Genomic DNA, 14,224 nt, shown 5'->3' on the forward strand with positions numbered 1-14,224 from the left:
CGGGAACCGAACTGCTGCCCCCGGCAGTCTTCCTGACCGTCAACCGCACCTTCCGGACCCTCGGACGTGGGGGTCGGGTGGAGGCTTCGCTTCCGGATGTGCCTCCGCCACCCGAATGTCGATAAGGTCAAGCTCAAGCAAAACGTCGAACGTTCGGCGGTGATGGATGCACGGGGGCACAAAGTGGCGAATCGTCCGACGGATTGGCATGTGCTGGACCTGGACCGGGATCCGGTCCCCGGGGACCCGTACGAGGTGAAGGAACTCGCCCGCAAACTGGGCGACTTCGCCGACGACGTGTCCTCGGCCCTACGGTCCGTCCGCGGGCTGAGCGGTAACAACGCGGTGCAGGACTGGGCCGGCCTGGCAGCCGACGCGTATCGCGAGCAGTTCGGCGACCTGCCCGGCGAACTGGACAAACTGGAGAAGTCCTACCGGCTGGCGTCCGGGGCGTTGGAGACGTACTGGCCGAAGCTGGAGACCGCACAGGCCGACGCCGACCGGGCCCTCTCGCAAGGTCGTGCTGCCCGCCAGGACCTCGATGCCGCCAAAGCCACCCAGACCAACGCCAATGACTGGGTGAAGCGGGCCGGCGACAAGTCCAAGGAGTACCAGGCCGACCCCAAGCCGGGCGTGGAACCGCCGTCCGCAGAAGAGGTCCGCACCGCCACCCGTAACGCTCTGGACGCCTCCAACGCCCAGAAGTCCGCGAACACCGCCGTCCACGACGCCCAGCAGCGCCTGGACGCGGCGAAAGAACTCGCCGCGCAGGCAGCCCATCTGCGGGACACCGCCGCAAGCACCGCTGAACACGCCCTGCACGAGGCCTCGGACGCCGGCATCAAGAACAAGCACTGGTGGGAGAAGGCGGTCGACTGGGTCGCCGACCACTGGGACGAGATCGTCGCCGTCTGCAAGGTGATCGTCGCCGTCCTCGGCATCATCGTGATGATCATCGGCGGGCCGCTCGCCTGGATCGTGCTGGCCGCAGCCCTCGTGGTGCTCGCCGACACCCTCATCAAATACGCGCAGGGCAAAGCCGGCCTCTGGGACGTGCTCTTCGCTGCGATGGACTGCATCCCCGGCTTCAAGGGCCTGACCACCCTCGGCGGCCTCGCCAAGATGGCCAAGAACCTGCCCGCGCTCCTCAAGAGCGGCAAGGCCCTGGAGAACGTCGCCAACAGCCTCCGCAAGGGCGGCCAGGGCCTGCGGGACGCCTACAACTCCCTGCGCAAGGGCGCCAAGGATGAAATCGGCGCGGGCAAGCCGATGGAGGGCCGCTGCAAGGGCGGCGACCCGATCGACATGGTCTCCGGTGAAATGCTCCTCTCCGAGACGGACGTGGAGCTGCCCGGCCTGCTCCAGCTCGTCATCGAGCGCACCCACATCTCGTCGTACCGCTCCGGAGTCTGGTTCGGCCCGTCATGGACCTCCACCCTCGACCAGCGGCTGGAGGCCGACGCCGAGGGGCTCGTCCTCGCCGCCGAGGACGGGATGCTGCTGGCCTACTCCGTGCCCCGCCCCGACATGGCGGTCCTGCCGCACCACGGCCCGCGCTGGCCGCTGCACTGGGACGGCACCCCCGGCGGAGAGATACGCATCACCGATCCGGCGACCGGCCACACCCGCCACTTCACCCTGGCCGAGCCGCCTCCCGGCGCCTTCAACGGGCTGGTGGCGCTGCCGCTGCGTGCCATATCCGACCGCAACGGCCACCGCATCGACATCGAGCGGCTGGAGGACGGCACGCCCGTCGAGGTCCGGCACAGCGGCGGCTACCGGATCGCGGTCGAGACGCATGAGCGCCGTATCACCGCCCTGCGTCTGCTCGACACCGATGACGGCCCCGAGGGCACCGTCCTGCGCCGCTACGCCTACGACGTCAACGGTGACCTCTCCCGCGTCGTCGACGCGGTGGGCCACGCGGCACTTCTCGCGTACGACGCGGACGGCCGGATCATCGAGCGCGTCGACCGCAACGGCAGCTGGTACCGGTGGGAGTACGACAGCGCGGACCGCTGTGTCCGCGGTACGGGCTCGGACGGCTTCCTCGACTGCGTCATCGACTACGACACCGAGAACCGCGTCAACCGGTACACGGACTCCCTGGGCCACACCACCACCTACCGGTACAACGAACTGCGTCAGCTCACCGCCCGGACGGACGCCGAGGGCAACACCACCATCCGCGAGTGGAACGCCGACAACCGCCTGGACTCCGTGACCGACGCCCTCGGTCGCACCGTCAGCTACGGCTACGACGAAGCCGGCAACGTCGCTTCCCTCACCCGGCCCGACGGACACACCATGCGGGCCGTCTTCAACGACCGGGCGCAGCCCGTAGAGGTCGTCGAAGTGGACGGCGCGACCTGGCGGTACACATACGACGAGCGGGGCAACCGGCTGTCGGTCGTCGACCCGGGCGGCGCCACGACGCGCTACACGTACGACGAGCGGGGCTGCCCGTCCTCGACCACCGATGCCCAGGGCCACACCCGGCGGGTGACCGCCGACCCGGCCGGGCTGCCCCTCGTGCTCACCGACCCGCTCGGCCACACCACCACCGCCCGACGCGACGCGTTCGGCCGCGTCCACACCGTCTCCGACGCCCTCGGGCGCGTCGAACGCTACGGCTGGACCACCGAGAGCAAACCCGCCTGGCGCGAGACCCCGGACGGCGCCCTGGAGACCTGGGAGTGGGACGGTGAGGGCAATCTGGTCGCGCACACCGACCGGATCGGGAACACGGCCCGCTACACCTTCACCCACTTCCACCACCCGGCCACCCGCACCACCGCGGACGGCACGCGGTACACCTTCGGCTACGACACCGAGGCGCGGCTCGCCACCGTCACCGATCCCCGCGGCCTGACCTGGGACTACGAGTACGACGCGGCGGGCCGGCTGGTCCAGGAGACGGACTTCGCCGGCCGGACCCTGCGCTACACGCCCGACCCGACCGGGCAGCTGACCGCCCGGACCAACGGCGCGGGCGAGACGACCACCTTCGTCAGGGACGTCCTGGGACGACCGGTGAAGGAGCACTCGGTCCACGGGACCAGCACCTTCACGTACGACCCGGCCGGGGGCGTGCTCCGCGCCGCCAATGCCACCACCACCGTGGACCACGAGTACGACGTCTTCGGACAGACGCTCTCGGAGACCATCAACGGCCGCACGACGACCTACGCCTACGACGTCCTCGGACGGCGCACGCAGCGGCGCACCCCGGCCGGCACCCTCTCCACCTGGACGTACGACGCCGCAGGCCGGCCCGTGACCCTGGACACCGACGGCAACCGGATCGACTTCGACTTCGACGAGGTGAACCGGGAGACCTCCCGCGCCCTGGGACCCGATCTCTCGCTCACCCAGAGCTGGGACGTCAGTGGCCGGCTGAGCGCCCAGACCGTGTCGCACGGCGGGAGCGCCGCCGGCTCCATCCTGCAGCAGCGTGAGTACGCCTACCGCGCCGACGGCTTCCTCGGCGGGATTCAGGAACTGACGAGCGGCAGCCGGCGCTTCGACCTCGACGCGGAGGGCCGCGTCACCGCGGTGCACGCCCACGGGTGGACCGAGACCTACGCCTACGACAGCGCCGGAAACCTCACACACGCCGACACCCCCGCCCACGCCGGTACCGATCCGGAGACCGGCGCACCGGATCCCACCCGCGAGTTCACCGGCAACCGTCTGCGCCGGTCGGGCCGTACCACCTACGAGTACGACGCCCAGGGCCGGCTGATCCGCCGCCACACACGGCTGCTGAACGGACAGACCCGTACCAGCACCTTCACCTGGAACAGCGACGACCGGCTGACCGGCACCGTCACCTCCGACGGCACCCGGTGGGCCTATCACTACGACCCGGCGGGCCGCCGCACGGCCAAGCAGCGCCTCGCCGAGGACGGCACGGTCGCGCAGGAGACCCGCTTCAGCTGGGACGGCACCCGGCTGGCCGAGCAGATCACCAGCACGGGCGCCGCGACCACCTGGGACTACGCCTCCGGCACCCACCGGCCGCTGACCCAGCTCGACCGGGAACCCGGCCGTTCCGACCCTTCCGTGACCGACGTCCGTTTCCACGCCATCGTCACCGACCTGTCCGGTGCCCCGGCCGAACTCGTCTCACCCGACGGCCGGCTGGCCTGGCAGCTGCGCACCACCACCTGGGGCACGCCCCTCCCCGGCTCCTCCGAGGGCGCCGAGGTGGACTGCCCGCTGCGCTTCCCCGGGCAGTACGCCGACCCGGAGACCGGCTGGCACTACAACTACTTCCGGCACTACGACCCGGATACGGCCCGCTACCTCTCCCCGGACCCGCTCGGCCTGTCCCCGGACCCCAACGACTACGCCTACGTCACCAACCCGTTCACCTTCTGCGACCCGCTCGGACTCGCCTCGATCAACGGCCCTGGAGGGCTGTGGATGCGCGACCCGAACTCCCCGCCGTCGGTCGGACACAACCGCGACAGCGAGTTCCCGAGCAGCTACCGCCAGAGCACCCATGACGCGATGACCGCGAAATGGACCGAGCAGGGCATCGCGCAGGGCGGCACGCCGGTCTACCTGGACGGGCCCAACAAGGGCCAGCGGATCCCGCGCAGCGAACTCGACTGGTTCAACTCCCGCGGTGAGTCCATTCCCGGCGACCCGAAGATCCTGACCTACGAACACCTGCACCCGTGTGTCGACCACTACAACGAGACCGGCTTCAACACCGACCGCGCCGCGCGCGCCGATTTCTACAACGACGTCGATAACCTGGAGCCCATGACCCGCAGCGAGAACTCGCGCGGCGGCTCTCAAATGGACAATTACCGCCAGGACACGGGGCCGAACTACTCCTGCACCTAACGGGGCGGGACAACGAGAAGGAGACAGACGATGGACCTCACATCCACGGTGTCCGCGCTCCCGGGCGCCACACCGGTCGAGGGGCTGCCGGACGCCTGGCACTGGTCGCGCGCGGTGTTCAACTTCGACGCTGTCCTCACCCCGGACAAGAGCCGGTCGTTGCAGATGAATGTCATGGGCCGGTACGACGCGGGGCTGGCCCGCGCCGTTCTGGAGTTCGCCCGTGAGCACAGCGCGGAGTTCGCCGCCGGGGACCGGCCGCTGGTCGCCGTCGGGGGGTTCTCGTATCCCGGCTGGGAGTTCGACACCATTGTCGCGGTGGGTCCCGCCGTGCACGACTACCATTCCCAGGCGCTTCCCGAGCTCCACCAGGCGACGCTTGCGGTCTTTCCCGGATACCGGAACGAATTCTCCGGGACCGAGACCGAGGACGAGGCGTGGGAAAGGTTCAGGAAGATGCTGCAGCCCACCAAGCTGGAGCGCGAGCAGGTGCCCTTCCTGAAGCTGAGCTACACCAACACCCGCACCCAGGGCGGCAGCAAGGGCCCCGACCGCGTTCTGGCACCCCTGTCCCGGCTGCTGCGCGAACTGCCGCTGCTGGAAGACGCGCCCGGCAGTCACGTCGAATGGGAGAACGCGGCCGGCGAGGTCTCCCGGGCCGAGTGGGACACAGCGCTGACCCTTTCCGGGGCCTCTGGGAAGCGCGAGATCACCATCGATGAATTGCTGAAGTACTCCGAGCAGAACGTGACGGGTGCGGGCAGCGGATCGTGACGCGGGTGCGGGCGCGGACCTGGAGCGGGGACACGTGGGACGACCCCCACGAGGACCAGCTGTACGACCTGCTCAGCGAGATGAACCTGCTTCATCGATTCGTCATCGTCGAACGCGTCGATCCGCCACTGCCGGGAGAACACTTCATCCAGGTCCACCTCAACGACGACCTGAGCTGCCTGATCGAGTACCGCGAGGGCGGGCCCCAGGCCCACTTCCAGGCCGACGTCGCCGCCCCGTTCGACATGTACGGCCATGACGTGGTGGCCGACGTGGTCAAGAGCTGGGCCCGCGACGACGGCCGCTGGCGCGACGCCCTGCCCTGGAGACCGCTCCTCGGCAGTGCCGACACCGCCGGCAACGCCGAGGAGCGGCCCTGAGACCGTGGACCGCCTCAGGGAGAGCCGCTCCAGGCACATCGGGCATGGGCCTTCTCCGAAGGCGAGGCCTGGCCGGAGAGCGATCTCACCGAGCGGCAGCCGACGGCTCGTAGCAGAGGCTCGTCATCGGGGAGTGCATGGTCCAGCCCAGCGAGGAGTAGAGCGCCCGGCCCTCGGGCGTACCGACCAGGACGCCGGTCCTTGCACCGGCTTCGTACGCGGTGCTCTGCAGCGTGCGCATCACCAGGCCGCCGAGCCCCTGGCGCCGGTGCTCGGCGGCGGTCTCGACCTGGTCGACCACGACATGGGCGCCTGCCTGAGCGATCTGTCCACGGGCGGCGAAGTGCCCGGCAGGCGTGCGGACCAGCACTCGGCCGACACCACCCCGGGTCCAACTGGTGAGCGTGTACCCGGCCGGCACCTCAGGGTGCTCCGGTCCCAGGTGGCAGGTCATCAGAAACCCGGGACTGTCGCACCGCCAGCCCGGCCCGGCCCAGGGCAGGACCGCCTGCTCCTCGGCGAACAGCTTCAGCCACGTCCCGGGCGCGCTCGTCGCGGCGACGATCTTGCGCACATCGGCTTCGGAGGGCTCCGGCAGCACGTGCCGGGCGACGTGCTGGGGCTGCCCGACGTCGATCGTCCACCCCCACGGCTCGTCGATCGGGTCCGAGCTGCCGCGGGAGACGACCCAGCCGCTGATCCACATCCGCACGAGCTCACTGATCCTGGTGTCCGGCATCGCCGCCCGCCCCCTGATGGGTAATAGGTGCTAGTTCGTAGTGCACCTTACTCAACAGGGGTGGGATTTGACCATAGGAGCACGTCGCCCGACCGAGGACCGCAAGCGATCGCCACCGGACATGGCGGCCTCAGTCGACCAGCGCGCCGGCGGACAGATTGGCGATGGTTCCGGTCATGGCTCCAGCCCGATCCGAAGCCAGGAACGCGGCTGTCTCCGCGATTTGGGAGAGCGTGGGCAGCCTCTTGAGAAGCGTCCCCTGCACCATCCCCCCGCCTTCGAGCATTTCCTGGACCGACTGCCCGGCCGCTGCCGCGGTCTGCTTGAAGAGGTCCTTGGTGTAGGAACCGGCTGCCGGCGCATCGACGACAGCGTGTGGACGGATGCAGATCACCCGGATGTTGTCGGGTGCCAGCTCCGCGGCCAGAACCCGCGAGAAGGCCTCCTTGCCGGCCGCGCTCACGCTGTGCCCCAGGATGCCGCGCACCGCCAGTTTCGAACCCGGCTCGGACAGGGTCAGGATGACGCCAGGACGCTCGCGGCCCATGTGCCGTGCCACAGCCTTGCTGGTGATGAACAACGTCCGCAGAAAGCCATCGATCGGCCGCATGAACTCTTCCAGCGAGAGGTCCGCCAGCAAGGTCCCCTGGTCGTGCATGACACTCACGGCGTTCAGGGCGATGTCGATGGTGCCGGCCGTCGCCGCGACCGCATCGGCGTGCTTCTCGACCGCCTGTTGATCGAGAACGTCGACCTGCGCGGTCTCGACCCTTCCACCTGTGGCGGCGATATCACGCGCCACGGCGTCGAGCTTCGCCTGCGTCCGCCCGGCGATGAAGACCCTCGCGCCTTCCCGGGCGAACACCCGCGCGACGGCGCCGCCGATGGCGCCCCCGCCTCCATAGATCACGGCGTTCTTGTCGCCGAGCAGCAATCCACTCATGGTGTCCTCCACAGGTGACTGGTTCTTCCGGATGATGACGCAGGCAGCGCGGTGTGATCTCTTCCGGCGGCCTGTCGGTCAGTCGCGTCTCTGACGCTGGATCTCTTCCGCGATGCGCTTGATGCGGTTCAGTCGCGCATCCCACGTCTTGCCGACCTCATTCAGCTGCCGGACGGCACGGGCCAGCTGCGCCTCGTCGACCTCGTAGCGCCGCTCGCGGCCCATCGGTGTCGCGTGCACGAGGCCTGCGCGATCGAGGACGCCCAGGTGCTTGGTGACCGCTTGGCGCGAGATCGGGAGACGCTCGCTCAGGCTGGTCGGCGTACCGACTCCTTCCGCGAGCAGCAGGTCGAGCAGGCGGCGCCTGCTCGGGTCGCCGATCGCCGACCAGAGTTCGTCGTCGACGGCGACGGTCACTGCGTCACCGCGGAAGGGGCGTAGCTCTGCAGCCTGGGCAGGAACAGGTCCCAGCCGCGCTCGTGGTCGTGGAAGGACTCCTCGAGCACGGCGGCTTCCCAGCCCTTCTCCCGCCAGCCGCTCTCGGTCAGGCGCACGACCGTGCCGTCTCCGGAGGGCTCGAGCTCGAAGGTGACCAGGAGAGAGTTGTCCGCATCGGGCAACTGACCCTCAGGAGCGACCCAGCGGAACGCGAACCTGCGGGGTGGATCCACGTCGACCACCGTGATCGCTTCGACCCCGGCACGGTCGCCCCACACCAGTTCGCCGACCGCTCCTGGCGCAGGCTCGAACGACGCGTCATCGGACCACCACATCTTGATGTGCTCGGGACGACTCACCACATCGAACACGATCTCCGGTGCCGCGTCGATCCGGATCTCGCGCTCCAACTTTCCGAACTCCATCACGGACCCTCCGATAGGCAACCATTGGTTGCACATGACTCTAGTGGCGGCACCGGCCATCCGCAACCTCTTGTTGCGCAATGAGCGCGAGTGCGCTCCGCGGCGACATCACCCGATCCACGACTCTCTTGACAACTGCCCACGCACCTGACGGGCAACTACCCGCTGCACAGCCGCAAGCCGACCGCACCGGGCGTCGCGTTCATCGGCGACGCCGTCCTGACCGGCGATCCCCTGTGGGGATGCGGGTGGGCCCTGCAGTCCGCGCTATGGCTGGCAGAGGCGGTCGCCCCAGCCGCAGCCGGCCAGGACCACCTCGACAGGTCACTCGCGATGTACGCGCGCAGGCACCGGCGCCGGCTGCGCGGCCACCAGTTTCTGGCCGCCGACTTCGCCAAGGCCCGTCCGTTCTATCCCATGGAGCGGCTGATGTTCTCGGCGGCAGCGCGCGATGAATCGGCGCCCCGGCACATGCATCTGTTCGCATCCCGCCTGATCGGTCCGCTGCGCTTCTTGAACCCGGTTGCACTGGCCAAGGCCTCACCCGTCAACATCAAGCATCGCGGGGCGACTGCGCCACCCGCGGCCCTGTCACACACCGAGTCATGACCGGCTCCCCTCCCTGCTCACGCGCGCTCGGCGATCATGCCTACGACGTCTACGGCGATCTCGATCGCCCGTGCCGCGAGTGGGGAGTGGGTCCGATCCGCCTGCCACAGCAGGAAGATCTCGCGTGGCGGGAGCGCCGGCCGGAGTTCGTGGATGGACAGCGACTCATCGGAGCCGACGTCGGCACCGCCGACGGCGAGCTGCGGCAGTACCGCCACACCCATGCCGGCGCGCACCATCGACAGCACGGTTTCGTTGCCGGCGGTGCGGAACACGATCCGCGGCCGTACGCCGCGGTGTGCGAGCGCCTGCTCCAGCCGGGCCTGGTCGCAGATCGGTGGGTGCGCCACCATCGGTGCGGCGTCGAGTCCGGCCGGATCCACCGGTCCGTCGGGGAAAGTGCCGCGGCGTGCCACCAGCAAGTAGGGATCGTCGAGCAATTTGAAGTGTTCGACGTCGCCGTCGACACGGCCGTCGAAGAACATCAGGTCGAGTTCACCGACGTGTGGCCGGTCGGTCTCCTCCTCGAACAGCCTGATGTCGCAGCCGGGGTGCTCGTCCCGGAGCCGGCGGACGACCAGCGGCAGGATCACGTTGGACACGCTCTGGAAGGTGCCGATGTCGACCCGGCCGTCGCCGGCCTTGAACCGGTCCACGGCCGCTGCCATCGACTGGGCCTTCGCCAGCAACTCGCGTCCGTGTGCCAGCACCACGGCGCCGAGCGGGGTGATCCGCACCGGTTTCGGCCCGCCGGGCCGGTCGAACACGGCACCGCCGACGGCTTTCTCCAACGCCGCGATCTGCTGACTCACCGTCGACTGGGTGTACCCCAGCCGCGCGGCGGCCCGCCCGAACGAGCCCTCGTCAGCGACGGCGGCCAGCGTGGTGAGATGCCGCAGTTCGACGTCAGGCACGGGGCCCCTCGGAGCTCATAGACATCGCTGATCGTGATTGCTTCGATCGGATTCTATCGCTTTTCGCGATGGATGGCCTGGCCTAGCGTGGGGTTCATGACCCACAACCTTTCCCACGGCGAGAAGCTCGTCGAAATCAGCGATATCGAGCTGTGCGTCGAGACCTTCGGAAACCCCGCGAACCCGGCGGTCCTCCTCATCGATGGTGCGGCCGCCTCCATGCTCTGGTGGGAAGCCGAACTGTGCGAACAGCTCGCACACGGCGACCGGTTCGTGATCCGCTACGACAACCGGGACACCGGCAGATCCACCAGCTACCCGCCCGGGCACCCGGGCTACACGTTCACCGACCTGGCCGGGGACGCACTCGGCATCCTGGACGCCCTGAACATCGAGCGCGCCCACATCGTGTGCCGGTCCATGTCCGGCGGAATCGGGCTCATTCTCGGAGTGGGCCACTGCGACCGGGTCGCATCACTGACGTTCGTCTCCACGTCCACGGGCGACGACCACCTCCCACCGCCGTCGGCCGAGCTCACCGACAACACCCCCGCCGACCCGGACCCCGCCGATCACGCCGCGGTGGTGGACTTCGTCTTCGCCTCGGCAAAGGCGTACTCGGGCGGCTCGCCCTATTTCGACGAAACCGCCACGCGTGCGCTGGTCGAGCGGGACGTGACCCGCACACGCAACATCGCGTCCACCCTGACCAACCACTACGCGATGACCTTCGACGGGCCGTCCCACGGCTTCGCCGACATCAAGGCGCCCACTCTGGTGGTGCACGGCGACCATGACCCGTTCCTCCCACTCCCCCACGGGCAGGCGCTGCGCGACACGGTTCCCGGCGCTCAGCTGCTGGTCCTGGAAGGCGCGGGGCACGACCTCCCGATGCCGCTGTGGGACGTGTTCGTACCCGCTCTGATCCGGCACACCACAGGCGGCCGGACATGACCCGGTTGCGTTCGGCCCTCTGGCTGCCGATCTTCGACGATCTCGCCGAACCGATGGTGGTCGCACATCTCGCCGCCGAGGCGGAGGAGGCCGGCTGGCACGGCGTGTTCGTATGGGACCACCTGCGCTGGCGGGCGCCGATCCGGCGGGTGGCCGACCCGTGGATCACGCTGGCCGCCATCGCCACCGCCACCCAGGACCTTCGGCTCGGCCCCATGGTCACACCTCTAGCCCGTCGCAGGCCGCCCAAGGTCGCCAGGGAGACCGCGACGCTGGACCGGCTCAGCGGCGGCCGCCTCACCCTCGGCGTCGGTCTCGGCAGCGACCGCTTCGCCGACGAGCTCCGCGCGACCGGCGAGGAACTCGACGACCGCCGGCGGGGGCAGATGGTCGACGAGTCCCTGGAGATCCTCACCGCCGCATGGTCCGGCAAGCCGGTGCACCACCACAGCCGGCACTACACCGTCGACGGCATCTCCTTCCTCCCCCGGCCGGTGCAGCGGCCCGGCGTGCCGGTGTGGGTGGCGGGGCTTCCCGGCAACGTCAAACCGCTGCGCCGCGCAGCCGGGCACGACGGCTTCTTCCCGGTCAATCTCGAACACCCGGACCAGCTCGCCGACATCGTCGCCACCGTCACCGGGCTCCGCCGGGGACGGACGACCCCGTACGACATCGCCGTCGCCCTCCCACCCGGCGCCGATCCGACGCCCTACGCCACAGCGGGAGCCACCTGGTGGCTGACGGAGTTCCCACCGGAAACGGTGTCGCTGGACCAGGTGCGAGGCGTACTGCGCGACGGCCCGGTAGAGCCTTGAGACATCGACATCCGCACGACCGACAACATGTCGAAATCGGTATCGAGAGGATACGGTGACCGTGATGTCCGACCAGCAGGGAACCCAGACACCGCCGAGCTCCGAGCCGGCCGCGGGTGAGCACGCGACCGGAGCTACCGAACTCTTCGACTACGACGCGGAGTTGCGGCTGTACAACGAGCGCTTCCGCGCCGCTGCCCGGGTCGGCTCCCACGACCGAGTGCTCGACATCGGCTGTGGCACGGGCCAGACCACGCGCGAGGCGGCCCGCGCCGCCGTCGCCGGAAGCGCGCTGGGCGTCGATGTCTCCGCACCCATGCTCGAACGGGCCCGTCAGCTCAGTGACGAGCAGGCACTGCCCAACGTCAGCTACCAACTGGCGGACGCCCAGGTTCACCCCTTCCCACTGACGCATTTCGACCTCTGTATCAGCAGGTTCGGAACGATGTTCTTCGCCGACCCGGTCGCCGCGTTCACCAATATCGGGCGCGCTCTGCGTCCCGCAGCGCGCCTCGTGCTGCTGGTCTGGCAGGACCGCGACCGCAATGAATGGGCGTCAGCGATCCGCCAAAGTCTCACTGCCGCAACCGCCGCACCCATCCCGCCCGCCCCCGGTCGGGACGCGTTCTCCCTCGCCGACCCGGGCAGCACGGAAGACATCCTGACGGCGGCCGGCTTCACGGACGTCACCTTCACCGACGTGCACGAGCCTGTCTACTACGGCCCGGACACCGTCACCGCCTTCGACAATGTGCTGCGCCTGCTGAAATTCCAGGACCTGCTGGCCGACCTCGACGCCGCGACCGCTGAGCAGGCACGCACGCGGCTACGCGCCACCCTCGCCGCCCACGACACCGGCAACGGCGTGTACTTCGACTCCCGTGCCTGGATCATCACAGCCCACCGCCACTGACCAGCACGACGCACCACCGTCCCGGACGGGGCTTGTCGAAAGCACCGCATGGGAACAGCGACGATGCCAAAATCCAGTATGCGAAGAGCGATGGCGGTCCTGGCCGCTTCCATGATGGTGGTGCTGGCCGGTTGCGGGGGCGGGGACTCCGACTCGGCGTCGGTGGCCTGGACGAGCCCGTGCGACCTGCTGACCACCGCAGAGGTCGAGCAGGCGATCGGCGCCAAGGTAAAATCGGATGTCATCGAGGGCAGTTACGGCTATGAATGCCACTGGCGGCAGCCTCAAGCCCTCAGCACCTGGGTGGTGTGGCTCAAGGTCAACAAGAGCAGAGCCCAGTGCGGTGAACCGGGCACGCGCATAGCCGACGAACTGGATGTCAATGCCTACAAGGGCACGAGCGACGGGGTCGTGAGAGTCGGCGGCCCGTACAAGGACCACTGCCTGCGCCTGACCAGCTTCGTATCCACCACTCCCGGAGAGACCGTCACCGAGGACCAAGCCGTCGACCTCATGCGCACGATCAGACGCCGCCTGGAGTAACGGGCCGGCGCGACGCGCACCCGCCTCTCATCCCTTCAGTCCTGTCTGCGCGAGCCCTTCCACGAAGTGCCGCTGGGCGAAGGCGAAGACGATCAGGACATCCCCCGCGGTTTCGGCCCGCGGGCGCCCCGTCGGGGGCCGGTCGGTGCAGGGCTGTCAAGAAGGCGGCCAGGGTGACGGCCGCTTCCGTGGCGCGCGGGGCGGGGGCGCGGTCGGCAGGCTCGCCCGGCACCCAGGTCGTGACGAGCCAGGGCCGCGGAAACCGTTCGGACGGCTCACCGAGGCGCTGCGGGACGGGAATCTGCAGGGGAAGGTGCGGGGCGAGGATGGGCAGCCAAGCGTGCTCCTTGCGCAGCAGCGCGTCCGCGGACTGTGTCGCCCAGGGCAATCGGACGGCGAGGTCGTCGCCGAGCCGCCACACTTGGTTGTCCCAGCCTCGCGCTCCGAGCTTCAAGGGGCGATCCGCCAGGTCCGGATGCTGCTCACGCAGCAGATCCCGGATCAATTCCCCGTTGATGTCCATCTCGGTGGCTGTCATGAGGGGCAACGGTAGTTGGGGACCGGCCTGCCTGGCTTGCGGGCGAACCCGAGTCGTGCCCGGCGGCGAGCCAGAACGGTCCGCCGCCCCGAACAAGCCCCCTACCCGGCATTGTCCACGCGGAAGGCGCGCCGGTAGGCGGCAGGCGTGGTGCGCAGGGCCTCGTGGAAGCGCCGGCGCAGGTTGACGGCCGAGGAAAGGCCGACCCGGCGCGCGATGGTCTCCACCGGCAGGTCGGTCTCCTCCAGCAGGGCCCGGGTGGCGGCGATCCGCCGGTCCAGCAGCCAGCGTCCGGGGCTGATGCCCAGCTGCTCGGTGAAGTGCCGGGTCAGTGCCCGGACGGACCATGCACGGCCCCACGAACACCGCCCGGCGGTTGCCG

Annotated in this window: 13 protein-coding genes and 2 pseudogenes; 8 read left to right on the forward strand and 7 right to left on the reverse strand. The window is 69.3% G+C overall.

Translation table 11 applies throughout. From position 1 onward, the window contains the following. Positions 1-183 precede the first annotated feature (183 nt). From C8250_RS01930 to C8250_RS01940, 3 genes are read left to right on the forward strand one after another with little or no spacing between them, the layout of a single operon-like run. A complete protein-coding gene (locus C8250_RS01930; RefSeq protein ID WP_244808942.1) occupies positions 184-4,857 on the forward strand; it encodes a DUF6531 domain-containing protein in 4,674 nt (1,557 codons plus the stop codon). Between the two features lie 30 nt (positions 4,858-4,887). Then, positions 4,888-5,631, forward strand: coding sequence for a hypothetical protein (locus C8250_RS01935; protein WP_138351802.1), 744 nt, complete (start codon positions 4,888-4,890; stop codon positions 5,629-5,631). Between the two features lie 5 nt (positions 5,632-5,636). After that, the gene (locus C8250_RS01940; protein ID WP_187144697.1) at positions 5,637-6,011 is read left to right on the forward strand and encodes a hypothetical protein; all 375 of its coding nucleotides are present in this window, start codon (positions 5,637-5,639) and stop codon (positions 6,009-6,011) included. 85 nt (positions 6,012-6,096) lie between these two features. Here C8250_RS01940 and C8250_RS01945 read toward each other — a convergent pair whose 3' ends face one another. The 4 genes from C8250_RS01945 to C8250_RS01960 all read right to left on the reverse strand — a co-directional run bounded on the left by C8250_RS01945 (position 6,097) and on the right by C8250_RS01960 (position 8,556). Next, the gene (locus tag C8250_RS01945) at positions 6,097-6,750 is read right to left on the reverse strand and encodes a GNAT family N-acetyltransferase (RefSeq protein WP_138351804.1); all 654 of its coding nucleotides are present in this window, start codon (positions 6,748-6,750) and stop codon (positions 6,097-6,099) included. 130 nt (positions 6,751-6,880) lie between these two features. Continuing rightward, positions 6,881-7,693, reverse strand: a complete 813-nt coding sequence (locus tag C8250_RS01950; RefSeq protein WP_138351805.1) for an SDR family oxidoreductase — start codon at positions 7,691-7,693, stop codon at positions 6,881-6,883. A gap of 78 nt (positions 7,694-7,771) precedes the next feature. Beyond that, complete coding sequence (locus C8250_RS01955) at positions 7,772-8,110, reverse strand: helix-turn-helix domain-containing protein (protein ID WP_138351806.1); 339 nt, start codon at positions 8,108-8,110, stop codon at positions 7,772-7,774. Beyond that, entirely contained in the window at positions 8,107-8,556 is a 450-nt protein-coding gene (locus C8250_RS01960) for an SRPBCC domain-containing protein (protein ID WP_138351807.1), read from the reverse strand. Before C8250_RS01960 ends, C8250_RS01955 begins: the two co-directional genes overlap by 4 nt. A gap of 333 nt (positions 8,557-8,889) precedes the next feature. Between C8250_RS01960 and C8250_RS43235 the strand changes: the two genes are divergently transcribed. Further along, a complete protein-coding gene (locus C8250_RS43235; RefSeq protein ID WP_232485747.1) occupies positions 8,890-9,165 on the forward strand; it encodes a hypothetical protein in 276 nt (91 codons plus the stop codon). A gap of 17 nt (positions 9,166-9,182) precedes the next feature. On the opposite strand, the gene C8250_RS01970 is transcribed toward C8250_RS43235, so the two are convergent. Then, a complete protein-coding gene (locus tag C8250_RS01970; protein ID WP_138351808.1) occupies positions 9,183-10,079 on the reverse strand; it encodes a LysR family transcriptional regulator in 897 nt (298 codons plus the stop codon). Positions 10,080-10,175: 96 nt separating this feature from the next. Here C8250_RS01970 and C8250_RS01975 point away from each other — a divergent pair, with 96 nt between their 5' ends. From C8250_RS01975 to C8250_RS01990, 4 genes are all read left to right on the forward strand, one after another. Then, positions 10,176-11,033, forward strand: a complete 858-nt coding sequence (locus C8250_RS01975; RefSeq protein WP_138351809.1) for an alpha/beta hydrolase — start codon at positions 10,176-10,178, stop codon at positions 11,031-11,033. Next, positions 11,030-11,848, forward strand: a complete 819-nt coding sequence (locus tag C8250_RS01980) for an LLM class flavin-dependent oxidoreductase (RefSeq protein ID WP_138351810.1) — start codon at positions 11,030-11,032, stop codon at positions 11,846-11,848. The genes C8250_RS01975 and C8250_RS01980 overlap by 4 nt, the downstream gene beginning before the upstream one ends. Before the next feature lie 64 nt (positions 11,849-11,912). Next, positions 11,913-12,761, forward strand: coding sequence for a class I SAM-dependent methyltransferase (locus C8250_RS01985; protein WP_138351811.1), 849 nt, complete (start codon positions 11,913-11,915; stop codon positions 12,759-12,761). A gap of 78 nt (positions 12,762-12,839) precedes the next feature. After that, positions 12,840-13,304 (forward strand): hypothetical protein, encoded by a 465-nt coding sequence (locus tag C8250_RS01990; protein WP_187144698.1) that lies wholly within the window; start codon positions 12,840-12,842, stop codon positions 13,302-13,304. A 100-nt stretch (positions 13,305-13,404) separates the two neighbouring features. On the opposite strand, the pseudogene C8250_RS01995 reads toward C8250_RS01990, so the two are convergent. Together C8250_RS01995 and C8250_RS02000 are read right to left on the reverse strand one after the other, a co-directional pair. After that, positions 13,405-13,842 (reverse strand): annotated as a pseudogene (locus C8250_RS01995) (phosphotransferase); the annotation flags it as partial. A gap of 101 nt (positions 13,843-13,943) precedes the next feature. Beyond that, positions 13,944-14,186: pseudogene (locus C8250_RS02000) on the reverse strand (helix-turn-helix domain-containing protein); the annotation flags it as partial. Positions 14,187-14,224: the final 38 nt, after the last annotated feature.

Origin of the sequence: Streptomyces sp. So13.3, from assembly GCF_005860785.2 — a bacterium.
Classification (GTDB): Bacteria; Actinomycetota; Actinomycetes; order Streptomycetales; family Streptomycetaceae; genus Actinacidiphila; species Actinacidiphila fildesensis.

Excerpts from the sequence above, each read along its gene's own strand:
- C8250_RS01935 (WP_138351802.1), top strand. The coding sequence starts at position 4,888 with ATGGACCTCACATCCACGGTGTCCGCGCTCCCGGGCGCCACACCGGTC.
- C8250_RS01945 (WP_138351804.1), bottom strand. The coding sequence starts at position 6,750 with ATGCCGGACACCAGGATCAGTGAGCTCGTGCGGATGTGGATCAGCGGC.
- C8250_RS01950 (WP_138351805.1), bottom strand. The coding sequence starts at position 7,693 with ATGAGTGGATTGCTGCTCGGCGACAAGAACGCCGTGATCTATGGAGGC.
- C8250_RS01960 (WP_138351807.1), bottom strand. The coding sequence starts at position 8,556 with ATGGAGTTCGGAAAGTTGGAGCGCGAGATCCGGATCGACGCGGCACCG.
- C8250_RS43235 (WP_232485747.1), top strand. The coding sequence starts at position 8,890 with ATGTACGCGCGCAGGCACCGGCGCCGGCTGCGCGGCCACCAGTTTCTG.
- C8250_RS01975 (WP_138351809.1), top strand. The coding sequence starts at position 10,176 with ATGACCCACAACCTTTCCCACGGCGAGAAGCTCGTCGAAATCAGCGAT.
- C8250_RS01980 (WP_138351810.1), top strand. The coding sequence starts at position 11,030 with ATGACCCGGTTGCGTTCGGCCCTCTGGCTGCCGATCTTCGACGATCTC.
- C8250_RS01985 (WP_138351811.1), top strand. The coding sequence starts at position 11,913 with ATGTCCGACCAGCAGGGAACCCAGACACCGCCGAGCTCCGAGCCGGCC.
- C8250_RS01990 (WP_187144698.1), top strand. The coding sequence starts at position 12,840 with ATGCGAAGAGCGATGGCGGTCCTGGCCGCTTCCATGATGGTGGTGCTG.